Source organism: Nocardia sp. NPDC019323 (genome assembly GCF_044389845.1).
GTDB lineage: Bacteria > Actinomycetota > Actinomycetes > Mycobacteriales > Mycobacteriaceae > Nocardia > Nocardia implantans.
Window position 1 is genome coordinate 88,154 of record NZ_JBIRYN010000008.1, and the last position, 19,877, is coordinate 108,030.

Genomic DNA, 19,877 nt, shown 5'->3' on the forward strand with positions numbered 1-19,877 from the left:
TCGCGCTGCCAAAGGGTGAAGTCGGCGTACTGCACGGGCAGCGGCGGCCACGACGGCGCATCACCCGCGACGCGCGCGGTGTAGGCCGTCATGAGGTCGCGGGCCAGCGGCGCGGTGGAGACGCCATCGGCGGCGATGTGGTGCACCACCACGGCAAGCACATGATCTTCGGGGGCGACGCGGAACAGGCTCGCGCGCACCGGAACAGCGGTGCGCAGGTCGAAACTCGCGCCGATCGCCGTGAGCACCGCCTCCCGCAGGTTCGGCTCGTCCACCTCGATCGGCGGCAACGGCAGTTCGGGCACATCCGCGCCGCCGCGAACGACCTGGGCGGGCCCGTCGGCATCCGCGGGGAAGACGGTGCGCAGCGATTCGTGCCGCTCGATCACGTCGCGCACGGCCGCGCGCAATGCCGCGAGGTCCAACGCGCCGGTGAGCCGGATGGTGATCGGGATGTGGTAGACCGCCGAGTCGGGATCGAGCCGGTGCAGCAGCCACATCCGGGTCTGCGCCAGCGACAACGGGATGCGCTCGGGCCGCTCTCGCGGAACGAGCGCGGGCCGGTCGACGTCCACCCGTTCCGATCCCGTCACTCGCGAGGCCAGCCCGGCGACGGTCGGCGTTTCGAACACCTCGCGCACGGTCAGCGCGCACCCGAAAGCCGCGTTGACCCGCGCGATCAGCCGCATGGCCAGCAGCGAATTCCCGCCGCGGGCGAAGAAGTCGTCGTCCGCGCCGACCCGCTCCGCGCCGGTCAGGTCGGTGACCAGCGTGGCGAGCACCGCCTCGGTCCCCTCCCGCGGCGCGCGGAACGCCCCCGTCGCGGCGGTGAACTCGACGGCGGGCAGCGCCGACCGATCGAGTTTGCCCACCGTGGTCAACGGCATCTCGTCGAGCACGGCGATGTGGGCGGGCACCATGTAGGCGGGCAGCTGGGCCCGCGCCGCGCCGAGCACCGCCTCGGGCGTCAGGCCCGCACCGGTGACGTAACCGACGAGACATTCCTGTCCCGCGCCGTCGCGGGTGACGAGCACCGCCGCGTTGGTCACGCCGGTCGCGGCGGCGAGGACGGCCTCGATCTCGCCCAGCTCGATCCGCTGGCCGCGCAACTTCACCTGGAAGTCGTTGCGGCCCAGATACACCAGATCGCCGTCGCGGTTCCAGCGCGCCAGGTCGCCGGTCCGGTACATCATTCGGCCGGGCACCCCGAACGGATCGGCGACGAATCGTTGCGCGGTCAGCCCTGGGCGGGCGTGGTAGCCGCGCGCCAACTGGTCACCCGCGAGATACAGCTCGCCGGTGACGCCGATCGGCACCGGGCGCAGCCGGGCGTCCAGCACGTAGGCCCTGGTGTTCCAACACGGGCGGCCGATGGCCACGTCCCGCCCGGATTCGGCGTCGGCGTCGGTGAATTCGTGGTAGATCGCCGAGATCGCGGCCTCGGTCGGACCGTAGGCGTTGTGCACCGCGCCGTCGAAACTGCCGCGCAGCGCGGCGAGCAGGTCCGGAGTGAGCGCCTCGCCGCCGCAGTGCAGGTGCCGGAACGACCGCAGCGCGTCGCCCATGCCCTCACCGAGCAGCGCGGCCAGCACCGAGGGCACGTACTCCGCGATGGTGATCCGGTGTTCGCGCAGCAGATCCGCGAAGTAGGCCAGGTCCAGGTGCCCGCCGGGCCTTGCGAGCACCAGCGGCGCGCCGACCGCGATCGGTAGGAAGCACTCCCACACCGACACGTCGAAGGTCAGCGGGGCCCGTTGCAGGATGCGGTCGGACGCGGTGACCTGGTAGCGGAATTCCAGCCAGCGCAGTTGGTTGGTGATCGCGCGGTGGGTGACCGCGACGCCCTTGGGCCGTCCGGTGGAGCCGGAGGTGAACAACACATAGGCGGTGTTGTCCGGGCGCAGCGCGGCCGTCCGCTCGGCATCGGCCACCGGTCCGTCGGCGATGTCGTCGAGGTCGAGATCGGCGAGATCGAGCACGGGCACCCCGTCGAGCGCGGGCAGCCTCGCCCCACCGGCCGTCAGGATCAGCCGCGGCGCCGCGCTCGCGACGACCTGCGCCGAGCGGTCGGCCGGATGCGCCGGATCGATCGGCAGATACGCCGCCCCCGCGCGCACGATCGCGTACATCGCCACGAGCATGTCGATCGAGCGCGCCGCGGCCAGCCCGACGATGTCCTCCGGGCCGGCACCGGCGTGAATCAGCCTGCGGGCCAAGCGGTTGACGCGGGAGGCGAACTCGGCGTAGGTCACCGCTTCGTTCTCGTAGCGCACGCCGACGCGGTCAGGCGTGGCCGCGACGCGGGCGGTGAGCAGGTCGTCGAGCGTCTCGGCGGGCAGCGGGTGCGCGGTGGCGTTGCGATCCGACAGCAGCAGGCCGCGTTCGGCCGGCGACATCAGCTCGACCGCGCCGACCGGGGTGCGGGCGTCGCGCGCCATGGCGCGCAATACCCGTTCGAAGGCGGCGATGAACCCGGCGACGGTCGGTTCGTCGAACAGGTCGAGCGCGTAGTGCAGGTGCACGTCGATGCCGTCGGGCGCGCCGTCGGCGGTGTAGCGGTCGGTCAGCGTCCAGTCCAGGTCGAGCTGGATCGGCGCGGCGCCCACCTCCAGCGCCGCGATGGCCAGCCGGTGCAGCCGGAACTCCGGCGCGGTCTGGTTCTGCAAGGTCAGCGCGACCTGATACAGCGGGGCGTGCGCCTGCGAGCGGACCGGGTTCACCGCCTCGACCAGCTGCTCGAACGGCACCGCGGCGTGGTCGAAGGCGGCCAGGTCGGCCGCGCGCACCGACTCCAGCAACTCGGCCAGGGTCGCACCCGGATCGACCTCGGTGCGCAGCACCAGCGTGTTGACGAACATGCCGACCAGCTCGTCCAGCGCTTCCTCGCCGCGGCCGGCGACCGGAGCGCCGATGACGACGTCGCGGCCAGCGCCGGAGCGGCTCAGCAGCACGGCCAGCGCGGTGTGCAGCACCATGAACGGGGTCGCGCGGTGGGCGGCGGCGAGTTCCTGGATCCGCTCGTGCAGGGCGGCGTCGAGCCGTGCGGTCAGCGCGCCGCCCCGGTTGGTGGCGACCGCGGGGCGGGGCCGGTCGGACGGGAGCGTCAGCACGTCGGGCAGCCCGGCCAGCCGCTCGGTCCAGTAGGCCAGCTGACCTGCCAGCGCCGAAGCCGGATCGTCGGCGGAGCCGAGCGCGGCGCGCTGCCAGATCGCGAAGTCGGCGTACTGCACCGGCAGCGCTCCCGGCGCCGGAGCCGTGCCCGCGCACCGCGCGACGTAAGCGTTGGCCAGGTCCCGGGTGAGCGGCGCGAACGACCACCCGTCGGCGGCGATGTGGTGCACGACGAACAGCAGGACGTGCACTCGATGTGCGCCTGCGGCCGCGTCGTCCTCCACCCGCAGCAGCCGCACGCGCAGCGGCACCTCGGCGGTCACGTCGAACCCGGCTCGCGCCGCGGCGGCGACGATTTCCGGCACCTGCGCGGCGGGCACCGGCCGTGCGACCAGTTCGACCAGCTTGGTCCCGGCGGGGAGCACCAGCTGCGTCGCGCCGCCGTCGTGTTCGGGGTAGATCGTGCGCAGGGTTTCGTGCCGGGCGATCACGTCGGCGATCGCCGCCTCCAGGGCGGGCACGTTCAGCGCTCCCGTAAGGCGCAACGCGAACGGGATGTTGTACGCGCCGCTGGTGGTGTCGAACCGGTTCAAAAACCACATGCGCTGCTGGGCGATCGACAGCGGGATGGACCCGCCGCGCTCCTGCGGGGTGAGCGGCGGTAACGCGACGGGCCCGGTCTCGGCCGGAGCGTCGACGGTGATCCGCCGCGCCAGCGCCCGCACCGTCGGCGCGTCGAAGATCGTGCGTACCGCCACCTCGGCCCCGGTGGCCTTGCCCAGCCGGGCGGCGAGCTGGGTGGCGCTGAGCGAGTTGCCGCCCAGGGCGAAGAAATCGTCGTCCGCTCCGACCTCGGAGCTGCCGAGCAGGGCCGAGAACGTGGCGGCGACCAGCTTTTCCGCTTCCCCGCTCGGCTCCTCGAACGCCGCGGCGGCGACGGTGGGCGCGGGCAGCGCCGATCGGTCCAGCTTGCCGGACGCGTTCACGGGGAACCGGTCCAGCACCACGACCTCTCGCGGCACCATATAGCCGGGAAGCCGCTGGGCCACCGCGTCACGCACCGCCGTCACATCGACCGGCCCGTCCGTCACCACGTAGGCGACCAGGCGCTCGCCCACGCCGCGATCGTCGCGGACCAGGACGACGGCCTGCGTCACGCCCGGCGTCGCGAGCAGCACCGACTCGATCTCGCCGAGTTCGACGCGCAGGCCGCGAATCTTGACCTGGAAGTCGCTGCGACCCAGGAACTCCAGCTCGCCCGTCGCGGTCCACCGCACCAGGTCGCCGGTGCGGTACATCCGTTCGCCGGGCGGGCCGAACGGGTTGGCGACGAACCGGTCGCCGGTGAGGTCGGGGCGGCCCAGATAGCCGCGCGCCAGTTGCACGCCCGCGAGGTACAACTCCCCCGGCACACCAGCGGGCACCGGCCGCAGCCGCGCGTCGAGCACATAGGTTCTGGTGTTCCAGATCGGCACGCCCATCGGCACGGTCTCGAAGTCGGTGTCGCGCACTTCGTGGAAGGTCACCTCCACCGCGGCTTCCGTGGGGCCGTAGCCGTTGTGCACCCGCGCACCGGTTTCGCGCATCCGCTGGGCGACGCCGACGGGCAGCGCCTCGCCGGAGCAGAACACCTCGCGCAGCGACGGCACGTCGAACTCGCCCGCGACGAAGACGGCCAGCATGGACGGCACGAAATGCGCGGCGGTGACGCCCTCGGCGCGGATGACGCGCGCCAGGTACGCCGGGTCGCGATGCCCATCCGGCCGTGCCAGCACCATGCGCGCGCCGACCTGCAACGGCCAGAAGAACTCCGGCACCGACACGTCGAAGGTGGCGGGCGTCTTCTGCAACAGCACATCCCCCGGCCCGAGCGGTGCATACGCCGACTGCATCCAGCGCAACCGGTTCACGATGCCCCGGTGGCTCATCGCGACGCCCTTCGGCTTGCCCGTCGAGCCGGAGGTGAACAGCACGTAGGCGGTGTCGGCCGCGCGCAGCGGAGCGCGCCGGTCGGCATCGGTGAGCGGGGTGTCCGGGTAGCCGGACAGGTCCAGCCGGTCGATCCGCGTCTCGGGCAGGCCGCAGTTCAGGTCCGAGCCCGCCGTCAGCACACACACCGGCGCGGCGGTGGCGAGGATGTCGGCGGTGCGTTCGGCCGGGTAGTCGGGGTCGAGCGGCACGTATCCGCCGCCCGCGACGGTCACCGCGTACATGCCGATCACCAGGTCGACAGATCGGCGCATACCCAGCGCCACCAGCGTTTCCGGGCCGACACCCTGCGCGACGAGCCACCGCGCCAGGCGGTTGACCCGGCCCGCGAATTCGGCGTACGTCAGCGTCGCGGAGCGATTGGTCGCGGGGTCGTAGTCGGACGACGGGCGAGCAGGGGGCGCGGAGCCACCCAGCGCACCACGGTCCTCTGGCGACAGATGGGCCAGCGGCGCGGAGCCACCCACCTGGGCGCGGTCGTCGGGCGACAGCTGGGACGGGGTCGTCGCCTCGAAAGTGATGGCGGGCGCGTCCGGTGTGCGGGCGACCTGGTCGGCGAACAGTGAAGCGAGCGTGTCGGAGTCGGGCAAGGGGTGCGCGGTGTCGTTCCACTCCCGCAGTACGCGAGCGCGTTCGGCGTCCGACAGCAATTCGATGTCACCGATCCGCGCGGCGGCGTCGGCCACGACGGCGGCCAGCATCCGCTGGAAGCGCTCGGTGTAGGACTCGGCCGTCGCGGCGTCGAACAGATCGGTCGCGTAGCGCAAGGCGCCCGAAAGCCCCGCGGAATTCCCGTTTTCCGCGATAACCAGGTGCAGGTCGAATTTCGCTCCGGTATCGGGGATCTCGACCGGGCGCACCGACAGCCACGGCACCTCCACCGTGTCGAACGCGGGCGTCGCGCTCTCGAAACTGAACATCACCTGGAACAGCGGGTGCGCGCCCGAGGAGCGATCCACCGCCATGGCGTCCACCAGGCGCTCGAACGGCAGGTCGGCGTTGGCGAACGCGGCCAGGTCCGCGTCGCGCACCTCGGTCAGCAGCGCGGCGAACGAGGCGTCGGCGCAAACCCGGGTGCGCAGGGCGAGGGTGTTGACGAACATGCCCACGAGGCCGTCGAGCACCCGCTCCCCGCGTCCGCCGACGGGCGAGCCGATCACGATGTCGGAGCTGCCGCTGAGCCGGGCCAGCGTGGCGGCGAAGGCCGCGTGCAGTGTCATGAACAGCGTCGCGCCGCCGCGCCGGGCCAGCGCACGTAAGCCCGCCGCCACCTCGGGCTCGATCACGAACTCGACGGCCGCGCCCTCGTGCGAAGGGATGGCGGGGCGCGGATGATCGGCCGGGAGGGGCAGTTGCGCGGGCGCGCCGTCGAGCACGTCGCGCCAGAAACGCAACTGCTGAGCGGCGAGGTCGCCGGGAACGTCCTCGGCGCCGAGCAGTTCCCGGTGCCAGAGGCTGTAGTCGGCGTATTGCACCGGCAGCGGCTCCCAGTCCGGCCGTCCGCCGGTCAGGCGCGCTCGGTAGGCCCGCACCAGATCGGTGACCAGCGGGACCATCGACATGGCATCGGCCGCGATGTGGTGCACGACGAACACCAGCAGGTATTCGTCGCCGGTGCGGCCGCGCGCCTCGTCCACCCGGTCCACCGCGAGCAACGCGACCCGGCAGGGCAACTCGGCGGTCACGTCGAATCCGGCGCGGACGATGCCCGCCACGGCGTCCTCCGCCGCGCGGCGGTCGATCGGCACCGGGTGCAGGCTCAGACCGATGTCGGCGGCGTCGCGAACGGACTGGCACGGGCCCTCGTCGGTGTCGGGATAGGTGGTGCGCAGCGTCTCGTGCCTGGCCAGCACGTCGAGCACGGCGCGCTCGAGCGCGGTCACGTCGAGACGGCCGGTCAGCCGCAGCACGATCGGCAGGTTGTAGACGCTGTCGGCGCCGTCCTGGCTCTCGACGCGGTTGAGGAACCACAGGCGCTGCTGCGCTGGCGAGAGCGGCACCCGCTCCGGCCGTGGGCGGCGCGCCAGGGGAAGTCGCGCTGCCCCGGTGTCGCCGAGCCGCTCGACGGCGGCGGCGAAGCCCTCCACCGTCGGCGCGTCGAACAGCGCGCGCACCGGCACGCGCACGCCCGCCGCCTCGCCGGTGCGTGCGCTGACCCGCGTGGCGTCCAGCGAACTGCCGCCGAGAGCGAAGAAGTCGTCGTCGAGCCCGGCCCGTTCGACCCGCAACACCTCCGCGAACACGGCGGCGACCAGACGTTGCGCTGCGCTCACCGGCGGACGGAAGCGCTCGGCCGCGAGCACGGGCGCGGGCAGCGCCGCGCGATCGAGCTTGCCGCTGGTGTTGCGGGGGAACTCGTCCAGCTCGACCAACGCGGTCGGCACCATGTAGTGGGGTATACGTTGAGCTACAGCGCCTTTCACCACGTCGAGATCGAGCGCCGCACCTGGTGCCTGGATCACATAGCCCGCCAGGAACTCGCCCGCCGGTCCGGTGACCAGCCGCGCCGCCGCCTGACCGACCCCGTCCGCCGCCAGCAGCGCGGCCTCGATCTCGGCGAGCTCGATGCGCTGGCCGCGGAATTTCACCTGGAAGTCGGTGCGGCCCAGATAGATCAACTCGCCGTCACGGCTCCAGCGCACCAGGTCGCCGGTGCGGTACATGCGCGCGCCCGGCGCGCCGAAGGGGTTGGCGACGAAACGGTCAGCGGTGAGGTCAACGCGGCCGTGGTAGCCGCGCGCCAGCTGCGCTCCGGCCAGGTACAGCTCGCCCGGCACACCGATCGGCGCGGGCCGCAACCGGCCGTCCAGCACATAGACCTGCGAATTCCACTCCGGCTCGCCGATCGGCACCTGCGGCGAGTCCAGCCCGATGACCTCGCGATTGGTGATCGACACCGCCGCCTCGGTAGGGCCGTAGAGGTTGTGCAACCCCGCGCCGCACACCCGCCGGAACGCCGCGACCGTCTCCGGCGACAGCGCCTCGCCGATGACGAACACCTCGCGCAGCGAGTCCAGTTCGCCCGGCTCGGCGTGCGCGGCGAACACCGCGAGCATCGACGGCACGAAGTCGGTGAGCGTGACGCGATGGCGGGCGACGGTTTCGGCGAGATAGCGCGGATCGCGGTGCCCGTCCGGCGCGGCCAGCAGCAGGGTCGCGCCCGCCCGCAACGGCAGGAAGTAGCCCCACAGCGAGACGTCGAAAGTGCTCGCGGTCTTCTGCAAGTAGACATCGCCGGCACGCGGACCGTACTCCGCGTGCATCCAGGCCAGCTGGTTGGCGATGGCCTGGTGGCTGACCGCCACGCCCTTCGGTTTGCCCGTCGACCCGGAGGTGAAGATCACGTAGGCGGGGTGCTGCGGGTGCAGCGTGCCGTGGCGTTCGCGGGCGCCGATCTTGCCGGAGGGATACGCGGAGAGATCGAGTTCATCGAGGTGATACACCGGCGCGGCAGTTGTCGCGGGCAAGGCGAACCGGCTGGTGGTCAGTACCGCGTGCGGGCGCGCGATGGCGAGGATGTGGCCGATGCGTTCGGCCGGGTGCGCGGGGTCCACCGGAACGTACGCGCCGCCCGCCCGCGCCACCGCGTACATGGCGACGACCAGCTCGACCGAGCGCGGCAAGGCCAGCACGACCAGCGCTTCCGGCCCCACGCCGATGCCGATGAGCATCCTGGCCAGCCGGTCGGCGCGGTCGGACAGCTCGGCGTAGGTGAGCTGTTCGCCGTCGGCGACCACCGCGACGGCATCCGGGGTGCGGCGCGCCTGCGCGTCGAAACCCTCGTGCAGGAAGCGATCGGGCACCTTGTGTCCGCTGGCGTTCCAGCTCGCGGTGACGTAGTCGAGTTCACCCGCGTCCAGCAGCGGCAGGTCGCCCACCGGCGCGTCCGGGTCGTCGACGGCCGCGCTCAGCAGCCGGATGAACTTCGCGGCGAACTCCCGCACCGTCGGCGCGTCGAACAGGTCGGTGGCGTAGGTGAATTCGGCACGGTAGCCGTCGACGGCGTCCGAGATCGTGAGCTGGAGGTCGAACTTCGCGAAACCGGAGTCGAAGTCCACCTGCTCGGTGTCGAGACCGGCCATGTTCAGCGCGATCGGCCCGATGTTCTGCATGAACAGCGCGACCTGGAACAGCGGATGCCGGGCGGCCGAACGCGGCGGGTTCAGCGCCTCCACCAATTGCTCGAACGGGATGTCGGCATGGGCGAAGGCGCGCAGATCGCGGTCGGCGGCGTGGGCGACCAGGTCTGCGAAGCCGAGCGCCGCGTCCACCTCGGTGCGCAGCACGAGGGTGTTGACGAACATGCCGACCAGGTCGTCCAGCGCGGCCTCGCCCCGGCCCGCGACGGGCGTGCCGATCACGATGTCCGCGGTGCCCGACAGCCGGGCCAGCAGTGCGGCCAGCGCCGCGTGCAGCACCATGAACGGCGTCGCGCGCACCCGTGCCGCCAGCGCCTCGACACCGCAGCGCAGCGTGGCGTCGACGGCGAACTCATAGGTGGCGCCCCGGTACGAGGACGCGGCCGGACGCGGCCGATCGGCGGGCAGATCCAGTTGCGCGGGCAGTCCGGCCAGTTCGGCGCGCCAGAAGGCGAGTTGCCGCGCCGCAACGGAATCGGCGTCGGTCTCCGCACCGAGGACCCGTTGCTGCCACAGCGCGTAGTCGGCGTACTGCACGGGCAGCGGAGCCCACTGCGGGCCGCGGCCGTCCCGGCGCGCGGCATAGGCGGTGGCCAGGTCGCGCATCAGCGGCCCGAGCGAGAAGCCGTCGGCCGCGATGTGGTGGATGACGAGCACGAGCGTGTGGTCCTCGGGCCCGCAGCGCAGCAGGCGCACCCGTACCGGGATCTCCTCGGCGACGTCGAAGCCTTGCGCCGCCGCCCGGCGGATCGCGGCGGCCAACCGCTCCTGCGGCACTTCGGCGGGCGACAGGTCGAACACCGCGTGCACCCGCCGCACCGATTGCGCGGGCCCGTCGGTGGTCTGCGGATACACGGTGCGCAGCACTTCGTGCCTCGCCACCAGATCGGTGATCGCCGCCGACAGCGCCGCGACGTCCAGCGGGCCGCGCAGGCGCAGCGCCACCGGGATGTTGTCCACGGCGGCGGCGCCCAGGTCGCGGGACTGCTCGGTGTCGGCGTCGAACCGGTTGAGCAACCACATGCGCCGCTGCGCTGGCGAGAGCGGAATCCGCTCCGGGCGCGGACCGGCCACCAGCGGCGGACGCGGCGCGACCGGACGCGCCGACGCGGCCACCGCGGCCACGGTCGGACGGTCGAAGAAATCGCGCACGTCCACGGTCGCGCCGATAGCCGCGGCGATCCGGGCGATGGCGCGGGCGGCGAGCAGCGAATTGCCGCCGATGGCGAAGAAATCGTCGTCCGCGCCCACCCGCGGCAGGTCGAGCAGCTCGGCGAAGACCGCGGCGACCGCCGCCTCCGCTTCGGTTTCCGGCGCGCGATAGGCCGGTGCGCGCGAGCCGAATTCCGGTTCGGGCAGCGCCCTGCGATCCAGCTTGCCGTTGGCGTTCAGGGGCATCGCCGCCAGCGGGACGAGCAGCGACGGCACCATGTACTCGGGCAGTTCGCGGCGGACGGAGTCCAGTACCTCGGCGGTCACGACCCCCGCACCGACCACGTAACCGACCAGGTGATCGCCGCTCGCATGCCGGTGCAGCAGCACCGCCGCCTGGGTGACGCGCGGATGACGCAGCAGCGCCGCCTCCACCTCGCCGAGTTCGATCCGCAGGCCGCGCAACTTCACCTGGAAGTCGGTGCGGCCCAGGTACTCCAGTTCGTCCGGCCCGCCTTCCGCACCGGGCGCCCAGCGCACCAGATCGCCGGTGCGGTACATCCGCTCCCCGGCCGGTCCCTCCGGGTTGGCCACGAAACGCTCGGCGGTCAGACCGGGGCGGGCGACGTAACCGCGGGCCAGTTGCACGCCCGCCAGGTACAGCTCGCCGGCGACGCCGCGCGCCACCGGGCGCAGGCTGTCGTCGAGCACCAGCAGTTCCGTGTCGTCGGCGGCGACGCCGATCGGCACGCCCGTCACGTCAGCGCCGGTCACCTCGTGCCCGGTCACGTCGACCGCCGCCTCGGTGGGCCCGTACAGGTTGTGCAGCGTCGCGCCGCAGACGTCGCGGAAGGCCGCGGCGGTGGCGGCCGGAAGCGCCTCGCCCGAGGCGAAGACCAACCGCAGCGAGTCCACCGCCGCCGCCCCCGGCTCGGCGACGAAGACCGCGAGCATGGACGGCACGAAATGCGCCACCGTGACACCACATTCGGCGATCACGCGCGCCAGGTACGCCGGATCGCGGTGACCGTCCGGCTGCGCGACGACCAGCCGGGCGCCGACCTGCAACGGCCAGAAGAACTCCCACACCGACACGTCGAAGGTGAACGGCGTTTTCTGCAACACCACGTCGTCGGCGCGCAACCGGTAGATCCGTTGCCGCCAGCGCAGATTCGCCACGATCGCGCGGTGCGACACGGCGACGCCCTTCGGCTTGCCGGTCGACCCGGAGGTGAAGAGCACATAGGCGAGGTCGTCGGCCGACCGGGCGACCTCGGGTGCCTCAGACGTCGGCGCGCCCGCGAATTCGTCGATCCGCAGCGTCGCGACCGTGCGGCCGAAGTCGGGTTCGTCGCGCGTGGTGGTGAGCACGAGCACCGGTTCGGCGACGGCGAGTACGTACGCGATGCGATCGGCCGGATGGTCCGGGTCGATCGGCACATACGCGCCGCCCGCCCGCAGGATCGCGTACATGCCCACCAGCAGGTCGATCGACCGCCGGACGGCCAAACCCACCAGCGTGTCCCGCCGGACCCCGAGTTCGACCAGGCGGTGGGCAAGCGCGTTCACCCGCCCGTGGAACTCGGCGTAGGTGAGGGCGCCGCCCCCGTATTCGACGGCGATCGCGTCGGGGGTCCGCGCCACCTGCTCTTCGAACAGGCTCACCAACGTCTCGACCGGTGCGGCGGCGACCGGAAGGCCGGGCGCGATCGCGAGCGCGTCGCCGAGCAGCGCGTCCAGCACCGCGCCGAGCGCGCCGTCACCGGATTCCAGCAGCGCGGGCAGGAGACCGGAGATCACCACCGGGACCAGCGCGTCCGCGCCCACCCCCGCGCCCATGGCGTCGGACAGCGCCGCGAGTTCGGCGGCCAGCTCCGCGTAGGTGACGGTGCGTTCCCCGTGCCGCAGCGCCACCCGCCCCGGCGCCGACCCGGCGACGGTCGCGATGAGACCGGGCAGGTCCTCGATGCCGTAGCCGCGGCGCACGGCGTCTGCGTGGGTCATCAGCGGTTTCCTTCCGAATCGATGGCCGCCGCCGAGTCGGCGAGCAGTGCCTCGGCGGCGACGGGCAGGGTCCGCAGCAAGGCCGCGAGACCGCTGCCGCCGAGGGCGGCGAGCAGGCCGGGCACCAGCCCGGCGAGCGAGACATGGATCATGGCTTCGGGTTTGGCCGCCGCGCCCATCGCTTTGGCGACGGTCGCGAGCTTGGCGTCGAGTTCGCCGAAGGAGATGCGCCGGTCACCGTGCTCGAACGCGATGGCGGCGGGGTCCGCCTGCGCCGCCCGGGCGATCAGCGCGGGCAGTTCCGCCATCGACGCGGCGGGCCGGGGCAGCCGTTCGGCCGCGGATCGGATGTCGATCGCGCGCACGGCCACCGCCGGATCCGCGGCGGCCGTCTCCAGCACCCGCAGCAGCCGGTCTCCGAAGGCGTGCGCCGTCGGCTCGTCGAAGATGTCGGTCGCATAGCCGACGCGCAGTTCCAGACCGGCCCGTGCGCCGTCGGCGGCGAAGCGCTCCAGCACGGTCACCTGCAAGTCGAATTTCGCCTCCGCCGGCGAGAGATCGATCGCCTCCACCGCCAGTCCGGGCAGCTCCACCGCCGCGCGTGGCAGGTTCTGGAAGGTGAGCAGCACCTGGCACAGCGGCGCGTGCGAGCCGGAACGGGTGACGCCGAGCGCCTCGACCACCTGATCGAACGGGGCGTCGGCGTGCGAGAACGCCGCCAGGTCCCGCCGGGTGACCTGCCGCAGCAGCTCGCCGAAACTCGCCCTCGGGTCGAGCTCGGTGCGCAACGCCACGGTGTTGACGAACATGCCGACCAGCTCGTCCAGCTCGCGGACTCCGCGCCCGGCGACCGGTACGCCGACCGTGACCTCCCCCGCGGCGGACAGTTTCGCCAGCAGCACCGCGAGCGCGCTGTGCACGAGGGTGAACAGTGTGCCGCCGTGTTCGCGGGCCAGTCGCTCCAGGCGGGCGGTGCGCTCGGCGTCGATCACGCGGGCAACGCTCGCCCCCCGCGTGTTCCGTCGGGCCGGTCGCGGGCGATCGGTGGGCAGGGCGAGCAGTTCCGGGGCACCGGCCAATTCGGCGCGCCAGAAGGATAGTTGGCGCGTCAGCAGGCTGTCCGGGTCGGCGGCGTCGCCGAGCAGCTCGTGCTGCCAGCGGCTGTAGTCGCGGTACCGGATGGCGAGGGGCGCCCAGTCCGGGGCGTGCCCGGCGGATCTGGCCAGGTAGGCGCGTACCAGATCGGCGGTCAGCGGCGCGATCGAGTACCCGTCCGCGCCGATGTGGTGCAGCACGACCACCAGGACGTATTCGTCGGCGGCGGTGGCGAACAGGGCGGCGCGCACCGGAGGCGCGGCGGCGAGGTCGAAGCCGAGTGACACCAATTCCGCTATGCGCGAGTCGAGTTCGGCGACCGTCACCGGGATAGGCGTCAGCTCGACCGGGGACGCGGGCACGACCTCCTGGACCGGTCCGGCATCGGTGTCGGGGTATCTGGTGCGCAAGGTCTCATGCCGCTCGAGCACATCGCCGAGCGCCGCCGTCAGCGCCGCCACGTCCAGCTCGCCGCGCAACCGCAGCGCCGTGGGGATGTGGTAGGCCGACGAGTCCGGCGCGAGCCGGTCGACCACCCAGATGCGCTGCTGCGCGGGCGCGAGCGGCGCCGGTCCGGCATGGTCCCTGCGGACCAGGGCGGGCCGCGCCGCGCCGCGCTCGCCGGCCGCGATGCGCTCGGCGAGGGCGGACGGCGTCGGGGCTTCGAAGATCGCGGCCACCGGGACATGGCCGCCGAGTGCCGCGCCGAGCCGGGCCGCGAGCCGGGTGGCCATCAGGGAGTTGCCGCCCCTGGCGAAGAAGTCGTCGTCCGCGCTCACCGACTCCACGCCGATGACCTCCGCGAACGCGTCCGCGACCAGGCGCTCCAGCGCACCGGCCGGTGCGCGGAAGGCCGCCTCGGCGAACACCGGCGCGGGCAGCGCGCCGCGATCGATCTTGCCGTTGGGCGTCAGCGGCAGCGCGGCCAGCACGACGACGGCGGTGGGCGTCATGTACCCGGGTAGCCGGGCGGCCACCGCCGCGCGCAGCGACGCGGCGAAGTCGGCGTAGGTGGACGGATCAGCTTGGGGGACTGCGGCATACGCGATGAGCCGGGCCCCGGCGCGCTCGTCGGCTTTCGCCACCGCCACCGCCGCGGTCACCCCCGGCTGCCGCAGCAGGGCGGCCTCCACCTCACCGAGTTCGATGCGGAAGCCGCCGATCTGCACCTGGAAATCGGCGCGCTCGAGGTATTCCAGGGCGCCGTCGGGACGCCAGCGCACGATGTCGCCGGTGCGGTACATCCGCTTGCCCGCCGCCGCGCCGAGTTCCGCCGCGAACGGATCGGCCACGAAGCGGTCGGCGGTCAGCGCGGCACGGTTCTGGTAGCCGCGCGCCAGCTGTACCCCGGCGAGGTACAGCTCGCCCGGCACCCCGATCGGCGCGGGCCGCAGCCGTCCGTCCAGCACATAGACCCGGCTGTTCCAAGCGGGCGAGCCGATCGGGACGGTGTGCTCCGGCTCGGCGTCGACCGCGAACGCGGTGATCGACACCGCCGCCTCCGTGGGGCCGTAGAGGTTGTCCAGCGCGGTCCGGTCGCGGTGGCGGCGCAGGAAATCGGCGGCCGTTGCCTGGGGCAGCGCTTCGCCGATGGCAAGCACGTGGCGCAGGGTTTCCGGCAGCGCGGCGGCGGGCTCGGCCGCCAGCAGCATGCCGATCAGGGCGGGCACCGCGTGCAGCACGGTCACGCCGTGGCGGCGCAGCAGTGCGCGCAGCAGGTCCGGGTCGCGTTCGGCGCCGGGCGAGGTGACGATCAGCCGGCCGCCGGTGACCAGCGCGGACCAGAACTCCCACACCGACAGATCGAAGGTCGCGGGTGTCTTCAGCAGCACGCGATCATTCGGGCCGAGGCCGTATCGCGCCGCCAGCCAGGCGAGCTGATTGACGATCGCGGCGTGCGGAACCGTCACGCCCTTGGGCAGGCCCGTGGATCCGGAGGTGAAGACGATGTACGCCGGATGCTCCGGACGCAGCGGACGGACCCGTTCCGCGTCGGTGATCGGGGTCGCGGCGAACTCCGTGCCGTCGAGTCGATCGATCTCCACGACGGCGCAGCCGATGTCGAACGGAAAACCATCGCGCGAGGTGGTCAGCACGACAGCGGGCGCAGCGGTGGTCACGATATGGGCGACCCGCTCGGCGGGATGATCCGGATCGACGGGCACATAGGCCCCGCCCGCGCGCACCACGGCGTACATCGCGACCACCAGTTCGAACGAGCGGCGCATCGCCAGCACCACCGTCGACTCCGGTCCGACACCCGATGCGATGAGCCTGCGCGCCAATCGGTTCACCCGGTCGTCGAACTCGGCGTAAAGCAGCTGGTCGCCGGTCGTCGCGTCCACCAGCGCGACCGCGTGCGGGCTGCGCGCGGTCCGCGCGTCGATCAGATCCGCCAGCGTGGCCCGTTGGACGGGCTGCCTGGTCCGGTTCCATTCGGCGAGCACCTGTGAACGGTCGGTTCCGAGCAGGTCGATGTCGCCGACCGGCGATTCCGGCCGTACCGCGATCGTTTCGAGCACCCGGCGCAGCTGAGCGGCGAACCGGAGCGCGGTCGCCCGCTCGAACAGATCCGTGGCGTACCCGAGCGACAGCTCGATGCCGTCGGGCTCGCCGTCGGCGTCGTAGGCGTCCACCGCGAACAGGTGCAGGTCGAATTGCGCCACGCCGGTGTCGAAGTCGAACTCGCGGACGTCGAGGCCCGGCAGCCGAAGCTGTCCGCGCTCGTGGTTCTGGAAGGAGTAGCCGACCTGGAACAGCGGGTGCCGTGCGGTGGAGCGCACGGGGTTGAGCACTTCCACCAGACGTTCGAACGGCACGGTCGCGTGTTCCAGCGCCGCCAGGTCGGCGGCCCGGGCCCGGGCCAGGAGTCCGGCGAACGACTCGCCGCCGTCGACGCCGACGCGCAACACGAGGGTGTTGACGAACATCCCGATCACGTCGTCCAGTTCGGCCGCGCCGCGTCCGGCCACCGGCGTGCCGATCGCGATGTCACCGGTGCCCGACCAGCGCGCGAGCAGCACGGCGAACGCGGTGTGCACCACCATGAACAGCGTCGCGCCGTGCCGTCGGCCGAGGGCGGCGAGATCCGCGTGCAGCCGGGCGCCGATGGTCAGCGGAACCTTGTCCCCGCGCAGGGTCTGCTTCGCTGGGCGAGGACGGTCGGTCGGCAGCGCCAGCTGATCCGGCAGTCCGGCCAGCGTCCTGGTCCAGAACCGGATCTCGCGCGCCGCCACCGATTCCGCGTCGTCCTCGGCGCCGAGCAGTTCGCGTTGCCACAGTGCGTAATCGGCGTACTGCACGGTCAGCGGCGTCCAGTCCGGCGCGGCGCCTGCGCGACGCGCGGTGTAGGCGACCATCAGGTCCCGCACGAACGGCGCGATGGAGGAGCCGTCGGCGGCGATGTGGTGCAGCACCGCGGCGAGCACGAACTCACTCCGCGCACCGGTGCGGACCACGCGGAACAGCCGTATCCGCACTGGAATCTCGGCGGTGACGTCGAAGGTCGTCTCCGCCAGCTCCCGCACCCGCCGCGGCAGCTCGTCTGCCGGGACATCGATGGACGCCGGCGCGGGAGCGACGGCGGGTTCGGCGAGCTGCACCGGTTCCCCGTCGATTTCGGGGTAGCGGGTGCGCAGCGTTTCGTGCCGTGCCACCACGTCGCCGAGCGCGGCCCGCAACGCGGGCACGTCCAGCTCACCGGACAGCCGCAGAGCCACCGGGATGTTGTAGGCGGTGGAGGACCGATCGAACCGGTTGAGGAACCACATGCGCTGCTGCGCCGGCGAGAGCGGCACCCGCTCCGGACGCGCCGCCGCCACCAGCGCGGGCCTGCTGCCTCCCATCGCCACCGCGCTCGCCGCCGCCGCCAGGTCCGCGACCCGGGGCGCTTCGAACAGCGCCCGCACACCGACCGTCCGGCCCAGCGCCGCACCGATCCGGGTGACCGCTTTGGCGGCCAGCAGAGAATTGCCGCCGAGCGCGAAGAAGTCGTCGTCGGCGCCGACACGCTCGACGCCGAGCACTTCGGCGAACACCTGCGCCACGACCCGTTCGCTCGGTGTGGACGGCGCCCGGTAGGCGGTCGATTCGAACCGTGGCGCGGGTAGCGCGGCGCGGTCCAGCTTCCCGTTGACCGTCAACGGGATATGCGGCACCGGGACGATCGCGGCGGGCACCATGTGCTCGGGCAGGCGGTACACCAGGGCTTGGCGCAGCGCGGCGGGGTCGATCGAGTCGTCCGCGGCGACCACGTACGCGACGATGCGCGGTTCGTCCACCAGATCCGCGCGCACCACAACGGCCACTTCCCGCACCGTTTCGGACGCCTCCAGCAGCGCGGCCTCGATCTCACCGAGTTCGACGCGGAAGCCGCGCAGGTTCACCTGCTGGTCGGCGCGCCCGAGGTACTCCAGCTCCCCGTCGGCGGTCCACCGGGCCAGATCACCGGAGCGGTAGGTGAGTGATCCGTCGCCCGCGTACGGGTCGGCGACGAAGCGGCCCGCGGTGAGGGCCGGACGGTGCAGGTAGCCGCGCGCCAGTTGGCCGCCGGAGACGTAGATCTCGCCGGGCACTCCCACCGGGACCGGCCGCAACCGGTCGTCGAGCAGCCGGACGGTCAGTCCTGGCAGTCCCGCGCCGATCACGCTCGCGGAGCCGGTGCGTCCGTCGATCTCGCGGTAGGACACGTGCACCGTGGTCTCGGTGATGCCGTACATGTTCACCAGGCGGGGCGCGTCCGGGTAGCGGGCGAACCAACCCGCGAGCCGCTGCGGCTCCAGCGCCTCGCCGCCGAAGACGACGGTGCGCAAGGCGAACGCGGCGGGTTCCGGCTCGGCCAGATCGACCGCGACGAGCTGATAGAACGCCGACGGGGTCTGGTTGAGCACGGTGACCCGCTCGGCGATCAGCAGTTCGCGGAACTGCCGCGGTGAGCGGGAGGTGTAGTAGTCGACCACCACCACCGTCGCGCCCGACAGCAGCGGACCCCACAGTTCCCACACCGAGAAGTCGAAGGCGTAGGAGTGGAACATGGTCCACACGTCCGCCGGGCCGAAGCCGAAGCGCCGTCGCGTGTTGTCCAACAGCCGCAGCACGTTGCGATGCGGCACCACAACGCCTTTCGGCCTGCCGGTGGAGCCGGAAGTGTAGATGACGTAGGCCGCGTTGCCGGAGCGCAGCGGGGCGCGCCGGTCCGCGTCGGTGATCGGCGCGCCGCTGAATTCGGTGAGATTCGGCGCGTCGACATCGATCACCGGTCCGCCGAACCAGCCGCGCGGCAACTCGGTGGCGGCTCCTGCGATCGCGCAGATCGGTCTCGCGTCGTCCAGGACGTATTCGATGCGGTCGTCCGGGTAGGCCGGATCGATCGGCAGGTACGCGCCGCCCGCTTTGAGGACCGCGAGCAAGGCGACCACCAACTCCGCCGAGCGGGGCAGCGCGACGGCCACCAGCGCTTCCGGCCCGACGCCCGCGGCGACCAGCCGTCGCGCCAACCGGTTGGACCAGTCATCGAGTTCGGCGTAGGCCAGTGACCGCGCGCCGTCGCGCACCGCGACGGCGGCCGGGTCCAGCGCGGCGGCCCGCGCGAAACGCTCGGCCAGGCTGCCGGTGACGTCCACGACGCCCGCCGCACCGACGGGCCATTCGTACAGGGCGCGATGCTGTTCCTCGGCGCTGAGCAACTGGATGTCGCCCACGACCACCGTGGGATCGGCGGCGATGGCGGCCAGCACCTGGGTGAACCGCCTGCCGAGCACGGCGATCGAGGGCGCGTCGAAAAGGTCGATGGCGTAGCGGATCTCGACCTGCATGCCGTCGGCGCGCCCGTCCGGGTCGTTCGACTCGAGCACGGTGAACTGCAGGTCGAATTCGGCGACGGGCGCGTCGAACTCCTGCGCGCGCACCCGCAGGCCGGGCAGTTCCAGGTCGGGCAGGGTGAAGTTCTGGAAGGTCAGCGCCACTTGGAACAGCGGATGACGGTTGCGCGCGCGGGCCGGCGCGAGCAGTTCGACGAGCCGTTCGAACGGCGCGTCGGCGTGCGAGAGCGCGTCGAGGTCTTGATCGCGCACCGCGTCGAGCAAGGTCTCGAACCTGGCTCTGGTGTCGACGGCGGTGCGCAGCACCAGCGTGTTCACGAACATGCCGACGAGCCGGTCCAGCTCCGCGTCACCGCGTCCGGCGACCGGGGTGCCGATCGCGATGTCCGAGCGGCCCGACAGCCGGGCCAGCAGCACCGCCAGCGCCGCGTGCACCGTGCTGAACAGCGTGGTCTCGCGTTTGCGCGCCAGCTCGCCCAGTTCGCTGTGCAGATCGGAATCGATCCGCAGGCGGTGCGTCGCGCCGCGATAGGAGGAGACCGGGGGACGCGGGCGATCGGTCGGCAGT

2 protein-coding genes (both running past the window's edge) are annotated in these 19,877 nt (G+C 72.5%); both read right to left on the minus strand.

What is annotated here, in order from left to right; genetic code table 11:
• A protein-coding gene (locus ACH49X_RS26150; protein WP_357206508.1) for a non-ribosomal peptide synthase/polyketide synthase crosses the window boundary here: on the minus strand, positions 1–12,395 show its start. It extends 12,940 nt beyond the left edge of the window; 12,395 of the gene's 25,335 nt are visible here — the first part of the coding sequence; it begins with the start codon at positions 12,393–12,395; the stop codon falls past the left edge of the window.
• Positions 12,395–19,877, minus strand: partial view of a non-ribosomal peptide synthase/polyketide synthase gene (locus ACH49X_RS26155; RefSeq protein ID WP_357206510.1) — the 3' end only. The gene runs 10,298 nt beyond the window's last position; the window shows 7,483 of its 17,781 coding nt (coding positions 10,299–17,781); the start codon falls outside the window, past its right edge — the gene reads right to left on this strand; it ends in the stop codon at positions 12,395–12,397. The genes ACH49X_RS26150 and ACH49X_RS26155 overlap by 1 nt, the downstream gene beginning before the upstream one ends.